21 protein-coding genes are annotated in these 25966 nt (G+C 65.6%); 10 read left to right on the top strand and 11 right to left on the bottom strand.

The genetic code is table 11. The features are described from left to right. Nucleotides 1-364 precede the first annotated feature (364 nt). Both C1717_RS06505 and C1717_RS10695 read right to left on the bottom strand, forming a co-directional pair. Nucleotides 365-919 (bottom strand): hypothetical protein, encoded by a 555-nt coding sequence (locus C1717_RS06505; protein ID WP_146003667.1) that lies wholly within the window; start codon nucleotides 917-919, stop codon nucleotides 365-367. A gap of 33 nt (nucleotides 920-952) precedes the next feature. Continuing rightward, on the bottom strand, nucleotides 953-1540 hold the full coding sequence (locus tag C1717_RS10695; protein WP_219722284.1) for a DUF1294 domain-containing protein: 588 nt from the start codon (nucleotides 1538-1540) through the stop codon (nucleotides 953-955). Nucleotides 1541-2262: 722 nt separating this feature from the next. Between C1717_RS10695 and C1717_RS06495 the strand changes: the two genes are divergently transcribed. Further along, nucleotides 2263-2457 (top strand): hypothetical protein, encoded by a 195-nt coding sequence (locus C1717_RS06495; RefSeq protein ID WP_219722283.1) that lies wholly within the window; start codon nucleotides 2263-2265, stop codon nucleotides 2455-2457. 42 nt (nucleotides 2458-2499) lie between these two features. Here C1717_RS06495 and C1717_RS06490 read toward each other — a convergent pair whose 3' ends face one another. After that, a complete protein-coding gene (locus C1717_RS06490) occupies nucleotides 2500-3090 on the bottom strand; it encodes a TrmH family RNA methyltransferase (RefSeq protein ID WP_102372426.1) in 591 nt (196 codons plus the stop codon). Nucleotides 3091-3238: 148 nt separating this feature from the next. Next, nucleotides 3239-6367 carry a vWA domain-containing protein gene (locus tag C1717_RS06485; RefSeq protein ID WP_102372425.1) on the bottom strand — a complete coding sequence of 1043 codons (3129 nt, stop codon included), beginning with the start codon at nucleotides 6365-6367 and terminating at the stop codon, nucleotides 3239-3241. A 228-nt stretch (nucleotides 6368-6595) separates the two neighbouring features. Between C1717_RS06485 and polA the strand changes: the two genes are divergently transcribed. The 4 genes from polA (at nucleotide 6596) to argH (ending at nucleotide 14131) form a co-directional block, all read left to right on the top strand. Further along, entirely contained in the window at nucleotides 6596-9385 is a 2790-nt protein-coding gene (gene polA, locus C1717_RS06480; protein WP_102372424.1) for a DNA polymerase I, read from the top strand. Further along, a complete protein-coding gene (locus C1717_RS06475; protein WP_102372423.1) occupies nucleotides 9386-10768 on the top strand; it encodes an MFS transporter in 1383 nt (460 codons plus the stop codon). 454 nt (nucleotides 10769-11222) lie between these two features. Further along, entirely contained in the window at nucleotides 11223-12632 is a 1410-nt protein-coding gene (locus C1717_RS06470; protein ID WP_245859534.1) for an argininosuccinate synthase, read from the top strand. A gap of 83 nt (nucleotides 12633-12715) precedes the next feature. Further along, on the top strand, nucleotides 12716-14131 hold the full coding sequence (gene argH, locus C1717_RS06465) for an argininosuccinate lyase (RefSeq protein WP_102372422.1): 1416 nt from the start codon (nucleotides 12716-12718) through the stop codon (nucleotides 14129-14131). A gap of 96 nt (nucleotides 14132-14227) precedes the next feature. Here argH and C1717_RS06460 read toward each other — a convergent pair whose 3' ends face one another. Then, nucleotides 14228-15406, bottom strand: a complete 1179-nt coding sequence (locus tag C1717_RS06460; RefSeq protein ID WP_102372421.1) for a cation diffusion facilitator family transporter — start codon at nucleotides 15404-15406, stop codon at nucleotides 14228-14230. A gap of 286 nt (nucleotides 15407-15692) precedes the next feature. Next, nucleotides 15693-16796, bottom strand: a complete 1104-nt coding sequence (locus tag C1717_RS06455; protein ID WP_102372420.1) for a glycerol dehydrogenase — start codon at nucleotides 16794-16796, stop codon at nucleotides 15693-15695. A gap of 556 nt (nucleotides 16797-17352) precedes the next feature. On the opposite strand from C1717_RS06455, the gene nrdD reads away from it, so the two are divergent. From nrdD to C1717_RS06440, 3 genes are all read left to right on the top strand, one after another. After that, nucleotides 17353-19575 carry an anaerobic ribonucleoside-triphosphate reductase gene (nrdD, locus tag C1717_RS06450; RefSeq protein ID WP_102372419.1) on the top strand — a complete coding sequence of 741 codons (2223 nt, stop codon included), beginning with the start codon at nucleotides 17353-17355 and terminating at the stop codon, nucleotides 19573-19575. Nucleotides 19576-19608: 33 nt separating this feature from the next. Then, the gene (gene nrdG / locus C1717_RS06445) at nucleotides 19609-20208 is read left to right on the top strand and encodes an anaerobic ribonucleoside-triphosphate reductase activating protein (protein ID WP_102372418.1); all 600 of its coding nucleotides are present in this window, start codon (nucleotides 19609-19611) and stop codon (nucleotides 20206-20208) included. Between the two features lie 76 nt (nucleotides 20209-20284). Continuing rightward, entirely contained in the window at nucleotides 20285-20818 is a 534-nt protein-coding gene (locus C1717_RS06440) for an HD domain-containing protein (RefSeq protein WP_102372417.1), read from the top strand. A gap of 49 nt (nucleotides 20819-20867) precedes the next feature. Here C1717_RS06440 and C1717_RS06435 read toward each other — a convergent pair whose 3' ends face one another. Continuing rightward, nucleotides 20868-21572, bottom strand: coding sequence for a hypothetical protein (locus C1717_RS06435; RefSeq protein WP_102372416.1), 705 nt, complete (start codon nucleotides 21570-21572; stop codon nucleotides 20868-20870). Nucleotides 21573-21831: 259 nt separating this feature from the next. Here C1717_RS06435 and folB point away from each other — a divergent pair, with 259 nt between their 5' ends. Further along, a complete protein-coding gene (folB, locus tag C1717_RS06430) occupies nucleotides 21832-22326 on the top strand; it encodes a dihydroneopterin aldolase (protein ID WP_102372415.1) in 495 nt (164 codons plus the stop codon). Here folB and C1717_RS06425 read toward each other — a convergent pair. Next, the gene (locus C1717_RS06425) at nucleotides 22282-23016 is read right to left on the bottom strand and encodes a M48 family metallopeptidase (RefSeq protein WP_102372414.1); all 735 of its coding nucleotides are present in this window, start codon (nucleotides 23014-23016) and stop codon (nucleotides 22282-22284) included. The two genes, folB and C1717_RS06425, sit on opposite strands and share 45 nt — an antisense overlap. A 237-nt stretch (nucleotides 23017-23253) precedes the next feature. On the opposite strand from C1717_RS06425, the gene C1717_RS06420 reads away from it, so the two are divergent. After that, nucleotides 23254-23682 (top strand): FKBP-type peptidyl-prolyl cis-trans isomerase, encoded by a 429-nt coding sequence (locus tag C1717_RS06420; protein WP_102372413.1) that lies wholly within the window; start codon nucleotides 23254-23256, stop codon nucleotides 23680-23682. Nucleotides 23683-23733: 51 nt separating this feature from the next. Here C1717_RS06420 and C1717_RS06415 read toward each other — a convergent pair whose 3' ends face one another. From C1717_RS06415 to C1717_RS06405, 3 genes are all read right to left on the bottom strand, one after another. Next, nucleotides 23734-24153 (bottom strand): Fur family transcriptional regulator, encoded by a 420-nt coding sequence (locus tag C1717_RS06415; RefSeq protein ID WP_102372412.1) that lies wholly within the window; start codon nucleotides 24151-24153, stop codon nucleotides 23734-23736. Between the two features lie 201 nt (nucleotides 24154-24354). Continuing rightward, the gene (locus C1717_RS06410; protein WP_102372411.1) at nucleotides 24355-24789 is read right to left on the bottom strand and encodes an acylphosphatase; all 435 of its coding nucleotides are present in this window, start codon (nucleotides 24787-24789) and stop codon (nucleotides 24355-24357) included. Between the two features lie 9 nt (nucleotides 24790-24798). Continuing rightward, entirely contained in the window at nucleotides 24799-25935 is a 1137-nt protein-coding gene (locus C1717_RS06405) for a Gfo/Idh/MocA family protein (RefSeq protein WP_102372410.1), read from the bottom strand. Between the last annotated feature and the right edge of the window lie 31 nt (nucleotides 25936-25966).

Here is a 25966-nt window from a genome sequence, read left to right as displayed (position 1 = left end):
TCCAATCACCGCCACGACATCATACATTGAGTATATAGGGATATACCTATAACCAATCAGAATCATAGCGCACACCACATGAGAGGCGGAGAGAAGTTAGCGAATAGCACAATCTTCATCAAAGACCGGGAGGCACTTCAGATCCCGCAATCAATCGGGCTGTAGACAGATAGTCTTTCTGCGCCGCCAGTCCTAGCTGCCTGTTCGGCCGCGCGCTACGTTGCCGGGGTTTGCCCGCAGCCCGGCCGTCTGCACGCACCCGGTCAGCCGTTCAGGGCAGGCGGCGCACGCGCACGGCGATGCACACGCGGGCCAGTGACGGCTACCTGACCAACCGAACCGACGCCGAATCGCCGCGCATGGTTCAGGAGCGTCCTGCGGGCACCCAGCGACCGCGCTCGTCGTCCCATACGAGCGTCACCTTGTCCACGTAGGCGTCGAGCGCCCCCGTGTCGCGCGCGCCGTACTCCACGAACGCGGGCGGCTCCTCGTCGGGCAGGGCGCGCTCGCAGAAGCTCCTGACGGCCCCCTCCACGGCGTCCTCGAAGCGGTAGGCCACGACCATGCCGGAGGCGTTCTCAGGGCTTGCCAGCTCCTCCAAGCGCCCCAGCGCGGCGGCGAGCCACGCGACGTCCTCTTCGCCGTATCCGTACGACCAATGCGTGAGGTAGCGGCACTGCGAGAAGATCGCGTTGCCCAGCACCGCCATGTCGTCAGCCTGCGAGAGCCCCTCGCCGATGTCGCGGGCGCTGCCGAGGCTGAGACCGTACGCCTCCTCGTACGAGTGTCCGCAGTCCATGTCGAATCCGAGCCCGGAGAAGCCGCCTGCCCAGTCGAACTTCTCGAGCGCGGCGATCCCACGGCTCTCTAGCTCTTCCCTAAATCCACGCGCGAATGCGCCCACAGCCCGTCTATTCATGTCGGCACCTCTTCCATCCAGCAACGTGCTTCCTTAGATGATTCCCGCGAGGCGCGCGTAGACAACCAATCCCACCTGGAGGGCGATCATAATCGGGAGCCCCCACGAGAAGTGGTAGACCCGCGTCTTGTGGCGCACCAGATGCATCGCCAGAAGGCCGCCGAGCGCCCCGCCGAGGAGCGGGAGCGTGAGGAGCGCGAACTCACGCACTCTCCAGCCGCCATGCTCAGCCTGCCGTTTGTCGTAAACGAAAACGCAGAACGTGACCGCGCTCATGACGAGCACGTATATGCCGATGGGAACGAGCGCCCCAAGGTTGAGCGGAGCGAGCAGGGCCTCCACATCGAGCCTGACCACCCCGTAGACGCACGGCGTGACGAGCGCCCAAACGATGATGCCCAGCACTGCGACGAAGCGCCACGCTACGTTGTCCTTGATGGCATGCCGGTCCCACAGGAGGAACGCCAGGAGCATACCAACGCCTCCCGCCACAGCGAACAGACTGAGCACGCGATGATCCACGAACTCGCGGTCTGCGAACTTGTAGAGCAGGAAGTCGATGGTGAAGGCGAGAAACGCGACAGCATTGACCGCCAAGAGATACATCAAATAGGGATCCATACCTGCTCCTTGGTAGGCGATAAACACGCCCGTTCTACGCTCACCGTGGAAGTTGGGGTGTGTTTGTGGAGTTGTTCGGAGGAGCACAAGGGAAGTTTTGAGGGACCATTCGTCTCTGAAGCCGATGCGCTTCCGCAACGTTGTTGGGTGATGGACGGCATATGTTTGATGGCGACCTTGCAGGCGCTAGGGGTACCAGGGCTGTACGTGCAGACATGTTTGATGCTGGGGCAGCAATCTGCAACCAGTCTCCAGATTGCCATCCTGGGGCGATCGGGCATAATACGAGGTCCGCTGACTTGCAGCAGAGGTCATTTCCGGACCCGTCGAATCTGTCCTGTCATGTTCCCTTGTGCGCGGCAAGGGTTTTCCACAGTGCCGGCTGCGCCGTTTGACGGATGCCGTTGGATTGCTAAACTAATGGTGCGTTACAAAGCCTTCGGGCTTATCGGGGCGGGACTGCGAGAGCGGTTCTGCCCCGTTTTCGTTCGAGCGTAGCTGGTGCTTTATCGGTCGACAGTGTGTCTCACGTGCTGGCAACTGCAGCGATTTGAAGTTTCATCCATGTTTTCGACCGTCAGATGTCGCCCTTGACTTCGACCTAACTCTCCAAGCAGTTGAATGGTGGCATACCACATCCAACACCCATCTAGGAGGCCATCAAGAGCATCCTCGTCGTCTACTATTCGCCGTCCTGTGGGAACACGGAGCGCATAGCCGAGATGGCGGCGGCGCTCGGCGCCGACATCGAGGCAATCGAGACCGTCGATCCCTATCCGGGCGACTACCAGGGGGTCGTCGATCAGGGCAAGCGCGAGGTCGAGCGCGGCATGAGCGTGCAGTTCGACTCCACGGGCGGCGACCGCATGATCACCCCGCTCGCCGACGCGGAACGCTGGATCGATTCGCTGGAATAGCGGGCGCGTGAGCGGCGGGCACGTCGGTCTCGGCGCGCCTTGCTACCCCCTGAACCCGACCTGCCTGAGCGCCTCGTACAGCACCACGGCCGCGGCATTCGACAGGTTGAGCGCGCTGATGCGCACCTCGTTGGGGTCGATGAAGTTGCCGCAGATATCCTGCCGCTTGAGCGCCTCGTGCTCCAGGTCCTCGCCCGCAGGCGCCTTCCACGACGCGGCGTTGTCGAGCGATTCCGCATCGGGCAGCATGGGGATGCGCTCGCAGCACGCAGGATGCGCTGCCAAGATCTCCTCGGGGATGCCGGAGCTCTCCTTGCCGAGCACCAGGTAGTCGCCGTTGCGATACGTCGCCTCGGTATAGAGCCGCTGCGCCTTCTTGGTGAGGAGGTGGAGCTGCGGCTGCTGCGCCGCGCCCGCCAGTCCGCAGCGCTCGAGGAAGTCCTCCCAGTTCTCATAGACCGCAACGTCGAGGTTCTCCCAATACCCCAGGCCCGCGCGGTGAAGCGCCTTGTCATCGAGCGAGAACCCGAGCGGCCTGATCAGATGAAGGCGCGTGCCGGTGACGACGCACGTACGGCCGATGTTGCCCGTGTTGGCGGGAATCTCCGGTTCGAAGAGGACGATGTTGAACATTGCTTCTCCTTGCTAGGTTGGAAGAACCTGCTGGCAATGGGGCAATCATGACACGGGGGCGGCCTCATGTCACGAGACAGCCTCATGCCACGGGGAGCGGCCCCATGTCACGGGGGCAGCCCCATGCCGTTGGGAGTGGTCCAGCATGTCACTTCCTGCGCCTGAAGAGCATGATGCCTGCCACGCATGCCGCGATACCTACGGTCCCCAGGACAACGGCGAGTCCCATGCCGTTGGCATCGCCCGTACCGGCAAGCGCCCCGGATGCGTTCTGCTGCCCTGCGGCGTCATCTGCAGAGCTTCCTGTGGCAGGTCCCGTCGACGAGGACCCGTCTCCGGGCTCGCCGTCCGTTCCGCCGCCGGTATCGCCGGGGTCGGTATCACCAGGCGTTTCGGGATCGGGGTCTTCCGTTCCGGGTTCCTCCGGCTTGGGCTCCTCGTGCTCCGTCTCGAAGCGGTACGAGCCGTTGTTCCCCAGCTCGGCCGTGAGCACGAGCGCCCCGCCCTCATGCGTGCCGGTGAGCAGCTGACGGTACGATGCCGTGCCGGTGGCGTTCTCCGCCTTTGCCGTCGCTACCGCCGCGGAGGAGCTCGAGCGCGCCGGTGTTCCCGCGGAAAGCGCGTAGCGACCGTCGGCACCGGCATACCAGGACGGGTTTTCCTCTTGGGCGACCTGGTAGGGATGGACCGCGTCATACGCTTCGGCGTCCGCGGTCTGCTCGCCAGCGGCGAACGTGGCGCGGTACGCGGTGGTCATGTAGTAGAGGGTCTCGCCAGCGCGCGGGGCGCGCGTGAGGGGCGCGAGGTCGCTTGGTGCGGGGAGTTCGCCTGCAGCTTCCTGCGTTCCCGGGGCGAGCGTGTAGAGCGGTTGGTCCTGCGCGAGCACGTACGCGCTGTTGCCCGCAGCCGCCGCGCCGGTCACGACGGTGGCCGTCTGCGCGCTATCGCCGCTGCCATCGATCGCGAGCGCGGTGACGGCGAGCGAACCCGTGGCGTCTTCGTAGCAGGCGGACCCGAGCGCCGCTTCGAGCTCGCTCAGCGCCGCCACATCTCCCGCGCGCACCCGCTCGATCGCGTCGCGCACCTCGGCGCGCGGAGCGACCTCGAAGATCATGCGGAGCGGACTCAGGTCCTCGGCTCCGTCGATCGACATGCTCGCCCGTCCGTCGGCATGGAGGGTGACATCGGTGCGCAGCGCGGGCACGGCGTCCGAGGGGACCGATACGTATACGGTCTGGGCGCGCGTGTCGAGGTCGGTTTCGACGGCGATGTAGAAGTCGTAGAGCGCCACATCCCCGCCGGTGTAGAAGTTAGGCAGGTTGCCGATGTAGAGATAGGTCTCGCATACGGCTGTCGCTCCAGCATTTTGGGCGCGATCGATGCGCTCTAGAATCTGGGCGTCGCCGGTGCCCGTGGTGATGGCATCGATCTCGCGCTGCGTGGCGAAGCGGTAGGGCGCGCCGTTTTCGCCTGCAACCATGTGATGGTCGTCGTTGATGTACCACGAGACGCGGTTCGAGAACGCGCCGCTCGCCGCATCGTAGGAGACCTGTCCGTCCGCCATGGCCTCATAGAACAGGTTGTAGGCGTCGTAACCCAGGTGGTAGCGGTCGTTGATGCTTCGGATCAGGTAGTCGAACTCGTGCGTTGCGCCCGAAAGGTCGCCAGGGTTCTCGAGGCTCATCTGTATCGCCTGCGCCGCGAGGGAACCGGTGAGCAGCGAGTCGCCGTACTGCACGCCTGCGACGGATGCCACCTCCATGCCCGTTCCCACCGTGCTGTGAGCTTCGATCCGGCTTCCTCCCGCGATCGCATCGTCGGCGTCGACGGGAGAGGTGTAGTGCACATCGAAGACCTCGTCGAGGGCAGAGGCGAACGCCCAGCCGACGGCCGATGCGCTGCGCGACGAGTAGTACCGGTCCACGCAGCTCACGTTCGCGGGGACATCCTCGTCAAGAAGGCCGGGGACGACCTGCAGCTCGACGGATTCCGCTACGATGCCCGTTCGTCCTGACCCGTAGAGGTCGAGCGATACGGTGCCGACGCCCTGCTCGGCTGCTTGGGCGTAGGAACGGGCGGCTTGCGCGAGGTTTTCCTTGAGGTCGACGGTGAGTCCGCCGACCGTTGCCGTAAGCTCGCGCTCCGCTTGGCCTTCTGCGGTGTCGAGCAGGTAGGCGACGGCATCCGTGGTGTCGATGCCGGTCGTGTAGATGGCGAGCCGGCTTCCTCCCGATGCGTAGGCGGCGTCCACGCGCTGCTGCACCGAGCGCATGGTGAGCATGGTCGCGAGCATGCTGTCGGTCCCGTAGCCGGTTTCATGGGTGTTGGGGAGCGGCCCGAGGAACCCCGTTGAGCCACCGGTGTAAGCAGGAGGGTTCTCCACGTCCGTGTTCGCCATGGGAGGGTTCTCCACGCCCATGATGACAAGCTCGGGGGAGCGGTTCGCAGCGCCGGCGGAGCCGGCGTGGGAGAGCATGTCGCCTGCGAGGTAGATGCCGCGCTGCAGGTACGAACCGCCTTTCAGGAGCGCGCTCGCGGTGGTTCCCGCGCTGCCGGCCGCGGGCGCTCCCGCCATGCGCGCCGTCACGTTGACGGTGCGGGATGTCTCGTCGTAGTCCAGGAAGGTTCCGTCAGGCGCGGGCTCGTAGGCGGCGAGCGGCATGAGGACGGTCGTCTCGGAGGAGTAGCCGACGACGGCGACGCGCGTGGGCTCCGCACCGCCTTCGTTTTCTGCCATGAGTCGCCCGATGGCGCTGTTCAGGGCCGATACCACGTAGTCGGCATAGGGGCGTTCCGCATAGACCATGCTGCCGAGCACGCTGTTCATGCTCACGACGAACACGACATCATGCCCGCCGCCGTCTTGCTGGTGGATGGACGCGGTCTGCGCGATGGCGGAGATGCTCACGAGAAAGTCGTTCTCGGGGTCGTGGAAGGACCCGTCGGCGATACCCGCCGCCGAAGCCGCTTCCTCGCCGGCGTATACCGAGGCATCGACCCAGATGCGGCCCGCGTTCGCCGTGCTGTAGGAGCCATCGTTCTCGCCGCCGAGGAAATCGGTCCAGGATGAGGAGCTGTCGGGGTCGGCGATCTTGTCGACGCCCGTGACCGCGGGATCGCTCCCGTCCGGCGAGCCGTTCGTGGATGCTGGGGCGACCGGTTCCTCGCCCGAGGGGGCGGGCAGCGCCAGCGCGGGCGCGCAGGTGACGAGGAGGAGGGTGCCCAGCATGAGGAAGGCGAGGACGGCGGTCTCCAGGCGGCGGGTGATACGGGTCATGGGACCTCGATTCTAGGCGGCGCGAGGTGTTCGGGCGAGTTCTGCCGGCGATCCGTCGCCTGTAGCATGGGTACTCTCCGCTTACCCGTTCCCCGCCTGCTTATACCGCGGACCGCCAAGCGGCGGGATTCATGAGAGCGCCGTCGGCGCGAGGCGATCTTTGGAAGCCCGGTGTGTGCCCGCGCGATGGGGTAGACTGAGGGGAACGTATAGACAGAGAGGACCTGCATGCCCGATACGCACGCCACCGCCAGCCCCAAGACCGCTTCCGACGCTCGCCGCGTCTTCGCCGTCATCGACGGCAACTCGCTCATGCATCGCGCGTTCCATGCCGTGCCGCCCACCATGAACGCGCCGGACGGCCGGCCCACCAACGCCGTGTTCGGCTTCTTGAACATGTTCCTCAAGATGGTCGACGCGTTCCACCCGGACGGCGTGGCCGTGGCGTTCGACAAGGGCAAGCCGCGCGTGCGCATGGAGATGCTCCCGCAGTACAAGGCCCAGCGCCCGCCCATGGATCCCGACCTGCGCCCACAGTTCCCCATGATCAAGGAGCTGCTCACCAGGCTCCAGATTCCCGTGCTCGAAGCCGAGGGCTGGGAGGGCGATGACATCCTGGGTACGCTCGCACGTGCCGGGGAGGCCGCCGGGTGCGACATGTTCCTCGTCACGGGTGACCGCGACATGTACCAGCTCTCGACCGAGCACGTGAAGATCGTGGGCACCAAGAAGGGCCTCTCGGACGTGCAGATCATGACGCCTGAGACGGTCGAGGACCTCTATCATGGCATCACGCCCGAGCTCGTGCCCGATTTCTACGGTCTTAAGGGCGACACGTCGGACAACATCCCCGGTGTGCCGGGCATCGGCCCCAAGAAGGCGAGCGCGCTCATCGCGCAGTACGGCTCGCTCGACGAGGTCATCGCGCACGCCGATGAGGTCAAGGGCAAGATGGGCGAGAACCTTCGCGCGCACATCGACGATGCCCTGCTCTCGCGCCGCGTGGCGACCATCCAGACGAACGCTCCGGTCGAGCTCGATTTCGAGAACACGGCGTTCCCCGCGTTCGATGCGGCGGCGGTCGACGAGGCGCTCGGCGCGCTGGGCATCATGGCGATGCAGAATCGCTTCCTGGGGCTCATCGGCGGAGATGCGGCACCGGCTCAGAGCTCCTTCGAGCTGCCGGCCGTGCTCGCAGCGGATGCTGGCACCGGGGAGGGCGTCGAAGAGGCGCTCGCGGAGCTCGATCGCGCCATCACGGCGGGGGAGTGGGTCGCGGCGGTCCTCGATGACGACAAGCAGGAGGGCGCGCTTTTTGGGCTCACGCATGCCCTGTGGGTTGCGACGGGCGGCGCGCTCGTCGCCCTCGAGGAGCCTGCGGGCGCATCGAGAGGGGCGCATGGCGAGGCGGCGGGCTTCGATTGCGCCCATGGCCTCATCGCGGGCGTTCTCGAGCGCCTGTTCACCGAGGGGCGCGTGGCATCGCCCGATGTCAAGGCGCTGCTGCACGAGCTCTCGCCCATCGATTCCGCCGAACCGGAGCTCATGGACCCGCTCGTGGTTGATCCGCGGCGCATCTTCGATACCGTGGTCGCGGCATACGTGCTCGATTCCGTGCGCTCGACCTTCGAGGACTCCTACATCGCGGACACCTATCTCCACACATCGCTTCCCCTCGCGCGCGGGGAAGAGGGAGCCGGTGACGCCGCCCCGGCGCCAGCTGCCCGTGCCGCCGCTGTCGCCAGCGCCGCGGTCGAGCCGCTCACGCGCGCGCTGGAGGCGCAAGGCGCCCTAGAGGTGTTTCGCGATATCGAGATGCCGCTCGTACCGGTCCTCGCCGCCATGGAGCGCACGGGCATGTTCGTCGACCCCGACCGCCTGGGAGACTTGGCCTCCGGCCTCGGTGGCCAGATCGACGGGCTGGCGCATCGCATCCGCGAGCTCGCCGGCGACGAGTCGTTCAACATCTCGAGCCCCATGCAGCTCAGCCATATCCTCTTCGACGTGATGAGTCTGCCCACCAAGGGCCTCAAGAAGACGCAGCGCGGCTACTACTCCACGAACGCCCGCGTGCTCGAGGAGCTCGCGCATGACAACGAGTTCGTGCGCCTCATCCTCGAGTATCGCGAGAAGACCAAGATCAAGTCGACCTATCTCGACACGCTCGGCGCTCTTCGTCGCGAGGACGGGCGCGTTCACACCACGTACAACCAGACCGTGACCGCGACGGGCCGCCTCTCCTCGTCCAACCCCAACCTGCAGAACATCCCCACCCGTTCCGAGCTGGGCCATACCGTGAAGACGGCGTTCTCGGTCGCACCGGGCAGCGTGTTCGTGGCCGTCGATTACTCTCAGATCGAGCTCAGGCTGCTCGCGCACCTCTCGGGCGACGAGCACCTCATCCGTGCGTTCAACGAGGGCGAGGACTTCCATGCCGAGACCGCCGCTCGCGTGTTCGGCGTTCCGGTGGAGGAGGTCACCCCTTCGCTCCGCAGCCGCGCCAAGGCGGTGAACTTCGGCATCGTCTACGGGCAGCAGGCCTACGGCCTCTCGCAGTCGCTCGACATCCCCATGGCCGAGGCGCGCGAGATGATCGACCGCTACTTCGAGGCGTATCCCGGCGTGCGCACCTACCTGGACCGAACGGTCGCCGATGCCAAGCGCACCGGCTACGCCGAGACCATGTTCGGACGCCGCCGCCCCATCCCGGAACTCAAGATGCGCGTCCCGGCGCAGCGCGCGTTCGGCGAGCGAACCGCCATGAACCATCCCATGCAGGGCAGCGCGGCCGACATCATCAAGATCGCCATGGCGCGGGTCGCCTCGTGCCTGCGCGAGGAGGGCTTCCGCGCCCGCATGATCTTGCAGGTGCACGACGAACTTGATTTCGAGTGCCCTGTCGAGGAGGTTGATGCGCTCATCGCCATGGTCCGCGAGGTCATGGAGGGCGTGGTGGAGCTCAAGGTCCCGCTCATCGCCGAGGCATCGTGCGGCGAGACCTGGGCCGACGCGAAGTAGGTGGTCGAAACGATCGCGCACGATGGACTGCCCCGTGGCACCTGGGCGCTCGTGGCGGTGCGCTTCTTGCTCTACCTGGGGATGCAAGCCGCCTACTTCATCGGTGTGATCGGCACGCTCACCTATAGACTCGGGGCGGATACGGTGACACTTGCAGTTTCCGTGGGCGTGCTCGCCGCCGCGGTGGTTGCGGGCAACGCCGCGGGCGGGATCCTTCTGGACCGGCGGGGGCCGAGCACCCACACGGCCGTGACGCTCAGCGCGACCATCGCCGTGAGCCTGGCGTTCCAGGTGGTCGAGCTCAGCGCGGCTGCGGTGCTCGCGCTTGGCGCGGCGTTCAGCTTCTCCATGGGTCTCAACTACCTGTTTCTCTCGGCCTACCCCGCCTACCTCACCGCTGATGCGGACGAGCTCAAGCGCGTGAACGCGTTCATGTCCGTTGCCTCGTACGCCTCGGTGGCAGCCGGACCGGCCCTCGGTGGCGCGGTCGCGCTCTTCTTGCCGTCCGAGCGCGTGTTCCTGGTCGCTGCGATCCTCGCGCTCGCCGCCGCCGTTGCGGCCCGCCCGCTCATGGGTGCCTGTGCGACCGGTGCGGTAGGCCAAGTCCCCGTTGCTGGGAGCGATCCCAAAACGGTGTCCCCGGATGGCGGCCCGGCTGCCTCGGCGGATGGCGCCGCTGTCGCAGATCGCCACGCTGCCGTAGACGGCACCGCTGCCGCAGCAGGTGGCGATGCGACCTTTGTGGACGCGGCCCGGCTCGTCGTGCTCGCCCCGTCGCTTGCGCTGCTTTTCTGGGTGGGGCTCCTCTCGTATGCGGGCTACGGAGCCTTCGACCCGCTGGAGTCGCTCTTCTACCGCGACGTGCTCAAGGTCGACATCGCCTGGATGGGATGGCTATCGAGCGCCGCCGGCGTGGGCAGCGTGGTGGGCTCCGTCTTGGCGCTGCGCTTGCCGCGCCGCTACGTGAACGTGCGCACGCTCATGCTCCTTATCGCGCTCGAAGGCGCCGCCTGCATCCTGTATGTGGGGACGCCGTACGTGGCATGCGCGCTTGCCGGCCAGCTTCTGCTGGGCGTTGCCTTTGGCTCCATCACGCCCATCCAGAGCACGCTCGTCCAGCTCCACACGCCGCTTGCCGTGATGGGGCGCGTGAATTCCATCATGAACGCCGGGTTCAACGGCGCGGGCGTGCTGCCTCTCGTCGCGGCACCCGTCCTTGCGGGAGCCTTCGGCGTACAAGGGGTGCTTGTGGGCGCGAGCTGCTTCGTCTTGCTCGTGCCTCTGGTCTGCCTCGTTGCGCTCAAAGGCCGCATCCGGCAGATCGTCGAGGAGGAGCGCGGCGGTTTACGTTCTCGAAACATTATGCATGAGGAAAAACTTTAGCTTGGCAAAGCGCTGCAAGGTAGGGTAGTATACCGCCCAACGCGCGTCCGGTTGGTAGTTCGGTCGCGCATCGATCGCGTTCGCTTACGGCGGAGGGTTTGCAAGGTGCACAACGAGATGGCGACATATGAGGGCATGGCGGCGAGCGCCATCCTGCCCGGCCAGTGCGCCGCCGATGCACAGAACCGACGCCAGCGCGCGATTTCTCGACGACGATAATCGGTCGTCTCTGTTCGCGCGGCATTCGCGCATCCCCAGAGTCCCGATAAGGTACGTCGTCGCTTCCACCGGGTGATGCCGCTTGCCCGCTTGGCGCTTAGTGCTAACCGCTATGAGCCCTAATGCGATAGCATCCCGCGATCCCCGGCATCGAAACACCTACAAGGCTTTTTGACACCTGTTGCGTCACCTTTGACGGGCTCGTCCGTACGCTCTCTATGAAAGGACGAGAACCATGATCGACACCGCTATGATCAACATGACCGCAAGCTCCGCCACCCAGAATCCCGCCGCAGGCAGCGCCGTCGCTGCGACTGCCGCGACCGCAGCCCCTGCGAAGGACAAGGTCGTGCTCGCGTACTCGGGCGGCCTCGATACCTCCGTGTGCGTCAAATGGCTCCAAGACGAGCTCGGCTACGATGTGGTCTGCGTGCTCGGCAACGTGGGCCAGGAGCACGACGGGCTCGAGAAGATCGAGGCAAAGGCCAAGGCGCTCGGCGTCGTGGCATGCGAGGTCGTCGATATGCGCCAGGAGTTCGCGGAGTCGTTCATCACCTGCGCCATCGCCGCCAACGCCATGTACGAGAACAAGTACCCGCTGCTCTCCGCGCTCTCGCGGCCGCTCATCTCCAAGCACCTCGTGGAGGCGGCGCACAAGCACGGTGCCGTTGCCGTGGCGCATGGGTGCACGGGCAAGGGCAACGACCAGGTGCGCTTCGAGACCTCGATTATGGCGCTCGACCCCACGCTCAAGGTCATCGCGCCGGTGCGCGAGTGGGACCTCGGCATGCGCCCCGACGAGATCGCTTACGCCAAGGCCCACGGCGTTCCGGTCGATGTGAGCCTGGACAAGCCGTACTCCATCGACGACAACCTGTGGGGTCGCGCTATCGAGGCGGGTGTGCTCGAGGATCCCTGGAACGAGCCGCCCTCGGACATCTGGACCATGACGGTCGATCCCGAGGACGCACCGGATGCGCCCACCTATGTGGAGATCGGCTTCAAGCAGGGCGTCCCTGCGAGCCTCGATGGCGTCGAGATGGGCATGGTCGAGCTCGTCGAGCGCCTGAACAAGATCTGCGGCGCGGCGGGCTTTGGTCGCATCGACATGATCGAGAACCGCTACGTGGGCATCAAGAGCCGCGAGTGCTACGAGGTGCCTGCCGGCCTCGCCATCATCCAGGCGCATAAGGCGCTCGAGGACCTCTGCCTGGAGCGCGACGTGCTCCACATGAAGCTCGAGCTCGAGCAGGCCTGGGCAGACCAGGTCTACAACGGCCGCTGGTACAGCCCGCTCAAGCTATCGCTCGACGCGTTCATGGCATCGACGCAAGGTGCGCTCACCGGCGAGGTCAAGCTCAAGCTCTACAAGGGTTCGTGCACGGTTGTCGGCCGCAAGAGCGCGCAGGCGCTCTACGACCAGACGCTCGCCACCTATGACAACGACGACGCGTTCGACCAGAAGGCTGCCAAGGGCTTCATCGACATCCAGGCGCTCTCGATCAAGAACTGGGCGATGAAGCAGGGTGTCGCCTCGCAGGCGCCGGCTGGTGCGAAGGCGGGAGCCGCCGCGGGAGCGGGCTTCGACGTGGTCGACGGCGCGGGCGCGGGTGCCGTGGCATACCAGCTGGCCGTCGCGTTCTAGACCAGTAACGGTGGGTATGTTGAGCTTGGAAGCGAATGGCTGCGCAGGTAGGCTGCGCGCCGCAGACAGAAGGGATCGGGCACATGGCGCTGTGGAGCGGTAGGTTCGAAGAGGGCGCGGCGCCCGTCACGCAGGAGTTCGGCGCGTCGCTGCCCGTCGATAAGGCGTTGTATCGGCAGGATATCGCCGGATCGAAGGCGCATGCGGCGATGCTGGCCGCTCAGGGCATCATCTCCGAGGAGGACGCGACGGCCATCCGCGACGGCCTCGAGGGTATCGAGGAGGATATCGCGGCAGGGAAGCTCGTCTTCGACATCGCGGACGAGGATATCCACATGGCCGTGGAGAGCGAGCTCACGCGGCGCGTCCGCGAGGCTGGCGCTCGCCTGCACACCGGCCGCTCGCGCAACGACCAAGCGGTAACCGACACCCGGCTTGCGGCGAAGGCGCTCGCCAAGCGCCTCATGCACGCGAACCTTGGCCTGAGATGCGCCCTGCTCGATGCCGCCGCCGAGGCGGGGGACACGGTGCTGCCGGGGATGACGCACCTGCAGCATGCGCAGCCCGTGCTCTTCGCGCATCATCTGCTCGCCTATGTATGGATGCTCACGCGCGATTTCGCACGCATGCGGGCTGCCTTCGATGCCGCGGATGCATCGCCGCTGGGCGCTGCGGCGCTCGCTGGCACGAGCTACCCGCTCGATCGCCATATGACGGCCGAGGAGCTCGGCTTCGCCCAGGTGATCGAGAACTCGCTCGACGCGGTGAGCGACCGTGATTTCCTGCTCGACCTCGAATACGCCTGCGCGGTGTGCGCGATGCATCTATCGCGCCTCGGCGAGGAGATCGTGCTGTGGAGCAGCCAGGAATTCGGGTTCATCACGCTCTCCGATGCCTTCTCGACCGGCTCGTCGATCATGCCGCAGAAGAAGAACCCCGATTTCGCCGAGCTCATCCGCGGGAAATGCGGTCGCGTGGTGGGAGACCTCGTGCAGCTGCTCGTCACCATGAAGGGCCTGCCGCTCGCCTACAACAAGGACATGCAGGAGGACAAGGAGGGCGCGCTCGACGCCGCGCGCACCGTGGAGCAATCGCTCACCGTCATGGCGGGCATGGTCTCCACGTGGACGGTCAACGCGGACCGGATGCGCGCCGCCATGGACCGCGGCCACCTTGCCGCTACCGATGTGGCAGATTACCTGGTGAAGCACGGCATGCCGTTCCGCGAGGCCCATGCGGTCGTGGGGCATCTGGTGCTCGAGGCCGAGAAGCGCTCCTGCGACATCTCGGAGCTGCCGATCGAGGTGTTCAAGGCGGCGAGCGACCTGTTCGGCCGTGACATCACGCGCGCGCTCGACCTGGACGCCATCGTGGCGGCGCGCACCACCGAGGGCGGCACCGCCCCCGCCGCGGTCGAGGCGCAGTTCCGCCGCGCCCGCGCCCGCTATCTGGTCGATGAGAGCTCGATGGCCCTGCTATCTGCCGTCATCGATTTCTAAGGGCGCTGCGAGGGGCCGCTGCGTCGATCGCCCGCCCGCGCGCCGTGCCGCAAGGGTGCTTGCCGGCATCGCCCGCGGACCCGCTCCGCGCCGGCGCTACTGCTGGGAGCTCACGTAGCTCTCGTCTATGGTGACCTTGGCGATCGTCTTGGGGTAGTGGTCGCGCACGATCTGGTCGATGCGCCGCTTGAGCTGGCTGTCGGTGAGGTTCAGGTCCTGTGGCCGCACGCAGTCGAAAATGACGTTCGTGCGCGTGGTACCGGGGACGGTGCGCAGGTCGTGGATCGTGAGGCGGGGATCGATGATCTTGACCGCCTGGCCGATCCAGTTGCGCATGTCGGCCACCTCGGGGTCGTCCGTCACGATGGGGTCGTAGTGCAGGGTGACGATGAGCCCGTCCTCGGTCTTGAAGTCCTGCTCGATGTTGTCGATGAGGTCGTGGCTCTCGAGCGGGTCCGCCTCGGCAGCCATCTCCACGTGCGCGCTCGCGAACTGCCTGCCGGGGCCGTAGTCGTGGACCATGAGGTCGTGAGTGCCCAAAACACCGGGGTACGAAAGGATCTTCGTGCGGATATGCTCCACGAGCTCAGGGCTCGGTGCCTGCCCGAGCAGCGGGCTCACCGTATCGCGCAGAAGGCCGACGCCGCTCCAGCAGATGAAGGCGCCCACGGCGAGGCCGGCCCAGCCGTCGAGGTCGATGCCGGTCGCGTGCGATACGCACGCGCAGGCAAGCACCGCTGCGGTGCTGATCACGTCGTTGCGCGAGTCGATCGCGGTCGCCTCGAGCGTATCCGAGTCGATGCGCCGCCCGAGCGCGCGGTTGAAGGACGCCATCCAGAGCTTCACCGCGATGGAGAGCGCGAGCACCGCTACGAGTGCGGGGGAGAAGCCCGTGGGTGCGGGATTGGCGATCTTGCCGACGGATGACGTCACGAGGTTGATGCCGATGGCGAGCACGAGTGCCGCCACGACCAGTCCGGCGAGGTATTCATAGCGGCCGTGGCCATAGGGGTGCTCGGGATCGGCGGGACGGCTCGCCAGCTTGAACCCCAGCAGGCTCACGATGTTCGACGCTGCGTCCGAAAGGTTGTTCACCGCGTCCGCCACGATGGAGACCGAGCCGGCGATAAGGCCGATCGCTCCTTTTGCCAAGCACAGGAGCACGTTGCAGACGATGCACACCGCGCCGGCGAACTGCCCGTAGCTCGTGCGCACGGCAGGGTCGGAGGTGCGGTCGTGGTTGCGGATGAAATGGCGGACCAGCCACTCGGTCATGGTCGCTTCTCCCTTCGCGGAAAGGGTCGTACGATGCCGCCCGCCTCCGTGCGGCTCGCCCCGCGTTTACGGGACCTCGGATGCCGGATGGCGGCGGCAAAGCTCGATTGATCTGTCGGGCGGCGCCCTGCGTGCGGGCGCGATACATACTATACCGCGCCCAAAACCCAGCCACGGGAAAAGCGGCCCCGCGACGGATGCCGCGGAGCCGCAACGAGGAAACAGGGTTGTCCCGCGAACGCCGAGCGAATCGTCGGGCGCCGCCTAGAACCTCCGTGTGCGCACTTTACTCGATGTCGAGGTGATAGTAGCGGCCGAGCGCGTCGGCGGCGAGGATGGCGTCGCAGACCATCGAGGGCGTCACCGTGAAGGGCATGTTGCCCATGGTGTCGGAGGGCGCGCAGGCGCTCTCGGCAACGGCCATGATGCGCTCGCGCGAGGTGTCCTCGACGCCGAGCTCGCCCAGGGTCACGGGCAGGCCGACCTCCATGCAGAAGCCGAGCACCTCCTCGAGTTTCTCGGTCGGGGCGTTCTCGAGCACGAGCTGCACGAGCGTGCCGAAGGCGACCTTCTCGCCGTGGTAGCACTCATGCGTCTCGGGTAGCTGCGTCATGCCGTTGTGGATGGCGTGGGCGGCGGCGAGGCCGCAGCTCTCGAAGCCGATGCCGGAGAGCAGGGTGTTGGCCTCGATGATGCGCTCCACCGCGGGCGTGCAGGCGCCGGCTTCGAGAGCGACCTTGGCCTTGACGCCGTCGGCCATGAGCGTGTCGAAGCAGAGCTTGGCGAGCGCGAGGGCGGCGTTCGTCGCCTTGCCGCCGGCGCAGGTGTCGCCCTCGGAGTCAACGGAGGCCTGGGCCTCGAAGTACGTGGCGAGCGCGTCGCCCATGCCCGAGACCGTAAGGCGCACCGGCGAGGCGGCGATCACGGTGGTGTCCATCAGGACGATGTTGGGGTTGGAGGGGAGGAACAGGTAGCGGTCGAACACGCCGTCCTCGGTGTAGATGACCGAAAGCGCGCTGCAGGGGGCGTCGGACGAGGCGATGGTGGGGCAGATCACGACGGGCGCTCCGAGCTTATAGGCGACCGCCTTGGCGGTGTCGAGGACCTTGCCGCCGCCTACGCCCACGATGACGTCGGAGCCCGCTGCCTGGGCTACGGCGCAGATGCGGTCGATCTCGGAGTCGCAGCACTCGCCGTTGAACTCCTCGAAGGTCACCGAGGCTGCGGAATCGGCGAAGCCGCCCTCGATCTTGGCGCCGACGCGCTTTACGCCGGATGCCGTGGAGATTGCGAGCGCCTTGGAGCCGAGGGGCTCGATGTAGCTGGCAAGCTCGGCAAGGGCATCGGGGCCTTGGACGTACTTGCTGGGGCTGTTGAAGATTCGTGCCATGCTGTCTCCTTCTCTTACGATGGCATGTGGTGCCGGTACGCGGCAGCCAGGGGTTAATTCCCCTGGACCCTTGTACCCCGTTTCGCACCCGGGCTTTCGCGCGAAAACCGCAGGCCGTCGACGTCGCGACATACGTTTTGCCTGCCCGCGGCGTTCCCGTTCCGCAGCCCATCGAGGTGCCCTCCGCGCACGGGACCCCTCTTCGCGCCGTTTCTCGTCTGCGGCACAAGATGTAGGAAGCGGCGAGGTATCCTTTGATTCTTTGGGCGGACCCTCAACCGATTATGGAGACGCGTTCACGGATGCTCTCGCCGCCCGCTGAGCGCCGCCGCAGGTAGACCGCACGCGGCGCATGAGCCTTCAGGCCATGCTTGAGCATCCGAATAATGTGAGACCAAAAAAGCCAATTCGATGACCTGCTGAAACACAAGATATAGAAGTGCATGCAGAAAAATCCACAACGTATAGTGGCACCGCTCACGTATAGTAGATACCCGATGCAGCTACGCGCCCCTCTGGGGTTGCGGCTGAAGACGACGGATACGAGAGGATCCCCATGAAGATCATCAAGCGCAGCGGTACCGAGGTCGCGTTCGACATCGAGAAGATCGAGAACGCCATCCGCGCCGCCAATCGCGAGGTGCAGGAAAGCGACCGCCTCACGGAGCGCCAGGTGGTCTATGCCTCGCAGAACGTCGCCGATGCCTGCGAGCAGGCGGGCCACACGGTGTCGGTCGAGGAGATCCAGGACCTCGTCGAGGATGAGCTCATGAAGCTCGACAAGTTCGAGGTCGCGCGCCGCTACATCATCTATCGCTACGTGCAGAGCCTGAAGCGCCAGAAGAACACCACCGACGACAAGATCCTTTCGCTCATCGAGTGCAACAACGAAGAGGTCAAGCAGGAGAACTCCAACAAGAACCCCACGGTCAACTCCGTGCAGCGCGACTACATGGCCGGCGAGGTCTCCAAGGACCTCACGCAGCGCGTGCTGCTGCCGCAGGAGGTCGTCGAGGCGCACAACGAGGGCATCATCCACTTCCACGACTCGGATTACTTCGCCCAGCACATGCATAACTGCGATTTGGTGAACCTCGAGGACATGCTCCAGAACGGCACCGTCATCTCGGGCACGCTCATCGAGCGGCCGCACAGCTTCTCGACGGCGTGCAACATCGCCACGCAGATCATCGCCCAGGTGGCGAGCTGCCAGTACGGCGGGCAATCCATCTCGCTCACGCACCTCGCGCCGTTCGTCGACGTGAGCCGCAAGAAGATCCGCGCCCAGGTCGAGCGCGAGCTCTCCGAGCTGGGGTTCGAGGCTCCTGAGAAGAAGGTCTCCGAGGTCGTCGAGGAGCGCCTGCGCGATGAGATCCGCCGCGGCGTGCAGACCATCCAGTACCAGGTCGTGACCCTTATGACCACCAACGGCCAGGCGCCGTTCGTCACGGTCTTCATGTACCTGGGTGAGGCGCGCAACGAGGCCGAGAAGCACGATCTGGCGCTCATCATCGAGGAGACGCTGCGTCAGCGCTACGAGGGCGTGAAGAACGAGCAGGGCGTCTGGATCACGCCGGCGTTCCCCAAGCTCATCTACGTTCTCGACGAGGATAACGTCTGCGAGGGCAGCCCGTACTTCTACCTCACGCAGCTCGCCGCCAAGTGCACCGCCAAGCGCATGGTGCCCGACTACATCTCCGCCAAGAAGATGCGCGAGCTCAAGCTCTCCCGTGGCGAGAAGCCGGGCGAGGGCGATGTCTACACCTGCATGGGCTGCCGCAGCTTCCTCACGCCGGACCGCAGCGGCAACGGCTACGACAACGTGGCGCGCGCCAAGAACTACGAGCCGGGCAAGCCTAAGTACTACGGCCGCTTCAACCAGGGCGTCGTGACCATCAACCTGGTGGACGTGGCGTGCTCTTCAGGCCGCGACGAGCAGAAGTTCTGGGAGATCTTCGATGAGCGCCTGGAGCTCTGCCACAGGGCGCTTCGCTGCCGCCACGAGCGCCTGCGCGGCACGCTCTCCGACGCCGCGCCGATTCTTTGGCAGTACGGCGCGCTCGCTCGACTCGATAAGGGCGAGACCATCGACAAGCTGCTCTACGGCGGGTATTCGACCATCTCGCTCGGCTACGCGGGTCTCTACGAGTGCGTGAAGTACATGAAGGGTGTGAGCCATACCGACGAGCACGGGAAGGATTTCGGCCTCGCGGTCATGCAGCGCATGAACGACAAGTGCGCCGAGTGGAAGGCTGCCGAGAACATCGACTACTCGCTCTACGGCACGCCACTCGAGTCCACGACGTATAAGTTCGCCAAGTGCCTGCAGCGCCGCTTCGGCATCATCCCGGGCGTGACGGACAAGGGCTACATCACCAACAGCTACCACGTGCACGTGAGCGAGGAGATCGACGCCTTCGACAAGCTCAAGTTCGAGAGCGAGTTCCAGGCGCTCAGCCCCGGCGGAGCCATCTCCTACGTCGAGGTCCCCAACATGCAGGACAACCTCAAGGCCGTCATCCGCGTGATGCAGTACATCTACGAGAACATCATGTACGCCGAGCTCAACACCAAGAGCGACTACTGCCAGGTATGCGGCTACGACGGCGAGATCAAGATCGTTGAAGACGACGGCAAGCTCGTGTGGGAGTGCCCCAACTGCGGCAACCGCGACCAGGAGAAGCTCAACGTGGCCCGTCGCACCTGCGGCTACATCGGCACGCAGTTCTGGAACCAAGGGCGCACCGAGGAGATCCGCGACCGCGTCCTGCACCTGTAGGCAACGGCCGTTCGAGAGGTGGGATGCCGCGGCATGAACTACGCCGAGATCAAATATTCCGACATCGCCAACGGCGAGGGCGTGCGCACATCCCTATTCGTTTCCGGTTGCCGACGCGGATGCCCGGGGTGCTTCAATTCCGGTGCCTGGAGCTTCGCGGCGGGGGAGCCGTTCACGCGCGCGGTGGAGGATGCGATCATCGAGAGCCTCGACCATCCCTTCGTGGACGGCCTCACCGTGCTCGGCGGCGAGCCCATGGAGCCGGAGAACCAGCGCGCGCTCGTAGGGTTCCTCGAGCGCGTGCGCGAACGGTTCCCGCGCGGCGCGCGTCCGGACGGCTCGCCCACCAAGACCATCTGGTGCTTCACGGGTGATACCCTCGACGAGCTCATGCCCGGGGCGCGCCATCGCACCGAGGCGACCGAGCGCATGCTCGATTGCATCGACATCCTCGTCGACGGGCCCTGGATGCAGGAGCTCTACGACATAACGCTGCGCTTCCGCGGTTCTTCGAACCAGCGCATCATCGATATGAACGCGACGCGCGCCGCGGCGGCCGAGCTGGGCTGCCCGCTCTCCGATGCCGTCCGCCTGTGGGCGGATGAGCAGGTCTACGCGACACATAGCATGTAGAGCGTCCTGGGTGATCTGGCTCGAACGGTGCGGGAGCGCGGGAAGTTCAAGGGCATTTGTCTGTGAGGGGAAGTCTATGGAAGAGGCGCCGCACAAGCGAGGGCTTGCGAAGATGCCGCGCGTCGATGCGATCTGGGGCAGCGCTCTCTTCCAGCGCGAGTACCGGCGCCTAACGGTGCTCGAGGAGGACTGCATATTCTGCCGTCACGGGCTGCCGCACCTGCTCGATACGGCGCGCATCATGTGGATCCTCAACCTGGAGCGCGGATGCGGTCTCGATCGCGAGGTGGTGTACGCGGCGGCGATCCTGCACGACGTGGGCAAGGCGACGCAATACGCATCTGGAGAGCCGCATGAGGTAGCGGGGGAGCGCCTTGCGCGGGAGATCCTCGAGGGGCTGCCGGCGGCCTGCGCGTTCGCGCCCGCGGAGGTCGATGCCGTTTGCGCTGCGATCCGTGCCCACAGGCGCTTCGACCCCGATGCCGCGCCCCTCGGGCAGTTGCTTTACCAGGCTGACAAGGCTTCGCGCGCGTGCTTCGCCTGCCCCGCGGAGGTGCGCGCCGCCTGTTCGTGGGCGGACGAGAAGAAGAACCTCGGCATAGCCGTCTAAGCGCGCGGCTGAGGCAAAAACCCGCTGAGGTGCCGCGACGTCGTGCGCCTTAGAGCGTCGCCGAGCCCATGAGCGAGCCGTTGAAGTAGATGATGAAGCCAAGAAGCCCTGCCAGCCCGATGCAGAGGCACGCGACGCCTGCGACCATGAGCACGATCGACCAGCGCGGGAACGGCCGCTTGCCCAGCATTCCCGCGCCTGCAAGCATGCACAGGAAGATGGCAACGCCAAGCACGATCATGCACGCGCCCTCTGCCGTAGCAAGCCGGGGCAGATCCGCTGCCGCGACGTTCGCATAGTGATAGCTGTGCAGCATGCTCACATCGCCGGATGCAATCATGTAGACTCCGGGCGCGATGCTCAAGAGCGAGACCACAGCACCCACGGCTCCCATGATAAGAAGCCGCCATGCGGGCTTCATGGTGGCGAAGGGGCCGGTTGCGACCTGTCCGGAAAACGTCACGAGCCCTCCGTTGTAGTACACGATGGCGCCGAGCATGGCCACGATGCTCGCAACGAAGAGCACGATGCCTGCGATGGTGAGCCATCCTTGTATATCGAGTGCAATGAGCGCGATGGCGACCGAAAGGCCGATCATGCCAACGCCCTCGGCGCGCGCGAGTGCCGGGAGCTTCTCGGGCGGTGTCGTGGCGTAGTGGTAGCTATGGAGCAAGCGCGGGTTGCCCGAGACGATCATATAGATGCCGAGGATACCGGTCAGCGCGGGAATAACCAGGAGAAAGAGCGTATCCATCGAGAATCCCTTCCAAATGGCCTGCGATGCGGGGCGCAAGCGGGGTTGCCTGCGCCCCGCCGGCTGCTGCAACTTGCAGGTTTGTCGTCGTAGCGAATCGGTTAACGAGATTCTAGTTCTGCGCGTTCCCGCGTCAAGAGGTTTTCCGGGCAAACCGACGCGCATGCTGGGTATAGGAGATGCTGGCACAAAAAACATTCCCCTCGTTGCCGTGGTCGTGAGCGCGGTGCAAGATGGGGGACAACCGAGGAGGTCGATCATGGAGGATGCCAAGAAGGGCTTGCCAGAGGATACGTCGAGAGGCGAGGAGAAGGGACTTGCCCACCGCGTGAAGGCGGGGCTTCCGGTGAGCAGGCGCGAGCTTGCGGTGGCCGATCCCGATAGCCTGGCGCTTTCGGACAAGGTCATCATCGACGGCCTGGAGGTGTTCGCGAACCACGGTGTCTATCCCGCGGAGCAGGAGCTCGGCCAGAAGTTCGTCGTCTCGGCGGTGCTCTACACATCGCTGCACACGGCGGGAGTGGGCGACGACCTGCGCGCCTCGGTCGATTACGGCGAGGCATGCCATGCCATCGATGCGTTCGTCCGCGAGCATACCTTCAAGCTCATCGAGGCGGTTGCCGAGGGGCTCGCGTCGGAGCTGCTCGAGCGCTACCCGCAGGTGTTCGGCGTGAAGGTTTGCGTCAAGAAGCCATGGGCCCCCATCGGCCTACCGCTCACGAGTGCCGGCGTGGAGATCGTGCGCTTGCGCTAGCTCGGCTGCCGGCAGCCTGAGTGCCTTCGCGAGCTCGCGGTTCTTAGGGCAGTGCCGGTCGAGCAGCGCATGGAAGCGCGCGTTATGGCTCGGCTCCAGCAGATGGCACAGCTCGTGTGCGACGACGAACTCCAGGCAGGCGGGTGGGTATGCAGCGAGCCTCGCGTTGATGCGGATGGCGCGCGTCCGCGGCGTGCACGACCCCCAGCGCGTCTTCATGGTTCGAATCTGCCAACGCGCCGCGTGCACGCCCATGCGGGCCTCAACGTGCTCGGCAACGGCGGGTAGCCGCCGTGCGAGCTCGTCGCGATATCGCTCGGCGAGCAAGCGCTCGTACCCGTCTGCGCCCTCTCCGCGCGCATGCGCGCCGTACAGCTCTCGCACGGGAACAAGCTCTCCCCATAAGGGGAATGCGCTCGGAACGGCGTCGTCGTTCCCGCTCCCCGGGCGCTCTAGGGACCGTTTGCGTGAGACAGCTCGCTCGATCCATGCGGCGTGCTTATCGAGAAAAGCCTGTATGCGCTCGTCGCCTGTTCGCAGGGGCGCGCTTGCCGCTATGGTGCCGTCGCTTCGAACGCGGAGGTTGAGGTTCTTCACGTTCTCGCGGGTGACCAGCACGGTGAAGGTGGATGCGCCGGCTCGTACGGTAAAGCCCTTGGTGGCTTGGGGTTGCGGTCGCTTGCGTCTCACCGGTCTCCTTACGTTGGGTGCCCCGCATCAGCCAACCATTGTAGACGCGCTCGTTCGGCAATGTGTCGCGGAGCTGTGGAAGGGGCGCTGCCGCAGCGCGGCTCGATTGCCCGCGTCTCGCGGCGAATCGATTTTTCCAGAAGGTACCGCGCAGCGGGCCTTGGGAGCCCGCTTTCGGGTATAGTGGCCTTCACGTGCCGCGCCACGGGGGTGCGGCCGAAGAGAAACGAGGATTCGATGTCCAATACCGGCAAGACGCTTCGCGTCCATTACCGCGGCACGCTCGATGACGGCACGCAGTTCGACAGCTCCTATGATCGCGGCGAGACGCTCGAGTTCGTGTGCGGCGCGCACCAGATGATCGCCGGCTTCGATGCGGCGGTCGTCGATATGGAGGTGGGCGAGAAGAAGACCGTCCACATCCCCGCCGCGGATGCCTACGGCGAGCGTCGCGACGACCTGGTGATGCACTTCCCGGCGTCCCAGGTTCCCAATATCGAGCAGATCAAGGTGGGCGACAAGCTCTTCCTCACCACGCCTGCAGGCCAGCCGGTGCCGGTGACGGTCATCGGCGTCAACGCGGACGGCGTCATGCTCGACGCGAACCATGAGCTTGCGGGCAAGGATCTCAACTTCGATATCGAGCTCGTCGAGGTGCTCGACTAGCTTCATGCGCACCGCATTCGGCTGCTGGAACGATGAGGGCGGCGGGCGTGCCTAGGCGCTTCCTCCGCCCTCTGCCGTGCGGGCGCGCTTTGCGCGGCAGGCCGGGCAGAGGCCCTCGAAGAAGGTGTAGTGCGATACGCGCGCGTACCCGGTAGCCTTGTGCACGGCGCGATCGAGCGTGGGGTCGTAGGGCAGCTCGACATCGGCGACGGCCCCGCATGCAGGGCAGATGACGTGCGAATGGCGGTCGCAGCGCCAGTCGAAGCGGCTCCCTCCGGCGCATTTGAGCTGCTGTATGGCCCCTTCCTCCACAAGGAGATTGAGATTGCGGTACACCGTTCCGCGGCTAACGTGCGCATCGCGCTCGCGGACGGCATGGAAGATCTCGTCGGCGGTGGGGTGGCTGCTCGATGCCCGCACGGCGTCGAGCACCAGGCTGCGCTGGCGGGTGTTGCGTCGCTGTACAGTCATGCGGCACCTCCTTGAGGATGCGTTCGCGCCGTGAAGGCTGCCCTTATGGGGCTACTTGGTACATAGTCTTATCTTATACGACAGTAGCCGACTAGCATTTAGACGCTTTGTGCAGTTTTCCTCAAGGTTTCGAGGAATCGAGCCAGAACCCGCCCGCCCATCGGCGGCACCGCGTCCCCATGCGCCTCGCGCCCGATGATTCTAGAAGCGCACCTCGAAGCTGGTTTCATCCACCTGTACCGCAAGCTCCTCGCAGTTCTCGAGCCACACCGTGCACCGCATGCGCGCATAGTAGCGGTGGATCGTGTCGAGATGCCTGATGATGGCTGACGCGGGACCTTGGATCTCCATCTCGACCGAGCCGTCGTCGAGGTTGCGCACCCAGCCGGTGAGGCCGAGCTCCTCGGCTGTGCCGCGGTTGGTCCAGCGGAATCCCACGCCCTGCACGCGACCGGTAAAGCGCAGGAGCAGCCGGTGAGGCGTGCCCGGAGCATCGTTGCCGAGCTGTTCCTGCAGCCGCTTGATGAGGGATTGTTCGAGGTCGCTGCGCTGTGCGTCATCGCGTCGCGCATCGCCGTTGCTTGCGGCGGCGTCATCGCTGCCGGAGAGCCCGAGAACGTAGTCGAGGATACCCATGAGGGCGCCTTACGCCTGCGGGGCAGCAGCGCCCGCGCCGCCCTCTGCGGCACGCGCCTTTTCGTCTGCGGGGAACACCACGCCTCCCTGGCGGCGCACCTCGTCCATCACGGCGAGCGAGGCGAGCGTCACGTCGCGGTAGTGCGCGACCGTGCCCCAGCTGCCCGCGGCGGCATCCGCGGGAGCCGCGCCGTCGCGGACGGCCTCGATGGCTGCCAGGAAGTCGGCGAGTTCGTAGCACATCGTGTTCTCACAGGCGGGAAGCTCGAGGTCGCACGTCTTCGCGCCGCTTGCCACGCGTACGGCCTTCGCCGAGCTGCGACCGACCTCGCCGCGGAACTCGATCTTTCCCCATTTGGGGCACGAGACCCCGCCGAAGAGAAGGGTGGCGTCCTCGCCCTCGACCTGGCAGGAAAGGTTGTCGTTCGTGATTTTGGAGTGATGGAGCACGACCGTCTTGTCGGCATAGGTGCATATGATGTCGCCCGCGCCGTCGATGGGGCCGTTCGTGACGCCGCGCGTCTCCTCATCGAGCAAGACGGTGGAGCTTGCGACGCGCTCGGGGGCTCCGAACAGCTCGATCATGGGCTCCACGCAGTACACGCCGATGTCCATCAGCGAGCCGGACGCCATGGTGCAGTCGAAGATGTTGGTCTGCCTGCCGGCGAGCACCTCGAGGTAGCGCGAGGAGAACTTGCCAAAATGCAGGCCCGCGCGGCGCACGCGGCCAAGTTCGCCGATGGCATCCTGGCACGCGCGGAATGCGGGGTCATGCAAGGGGCGCATGGCCTCAAGAGCCACGACCCCTGCCGCCTCGGCTGCCTCGAACACGCGGCGCGCCTCCCACTCGTTCGAGGCGAACGGCTTCTCCACGATGACGTGCTTGCCGGCGGCTATGCAGGCGAGCGCTTGCTCGGCGTGCAAGCCGTTGGGGCTGCCGATGTACACCGCATCGACTTCGTCGCAGCCGGCGAGCTCATCCAAGCTTGTGAAGGGATGCGTGCCGCCACGCTCGGCGGTAAAGCTCGCTGCATGCTCGGCGCTGCGGGAGAGGGTCCCCACGTAGGTCGCACCCGCGTTGGCGCAGATCACCTCGATGAAGTCGTTGGAGATGAGGCTCGTTCCAATCGTCGCGATGTTGACCATGGTGTCTCCTGTTCCATCGAGATGAGCCGCC

This window comes from Enorma phocaeensis (assembly GCF_900186505.1).
Lineage (GTDB): Bacteria > Actinomycetota > Coriobacteriia > Coriobacteriales > Coriobacteriaceae > Enorma > Enorma phocaeensis.
Note: the sequence above shows the minus strand (reverse complement) of the source record. Positions and strands in the feature narration are given on the sequence as shown.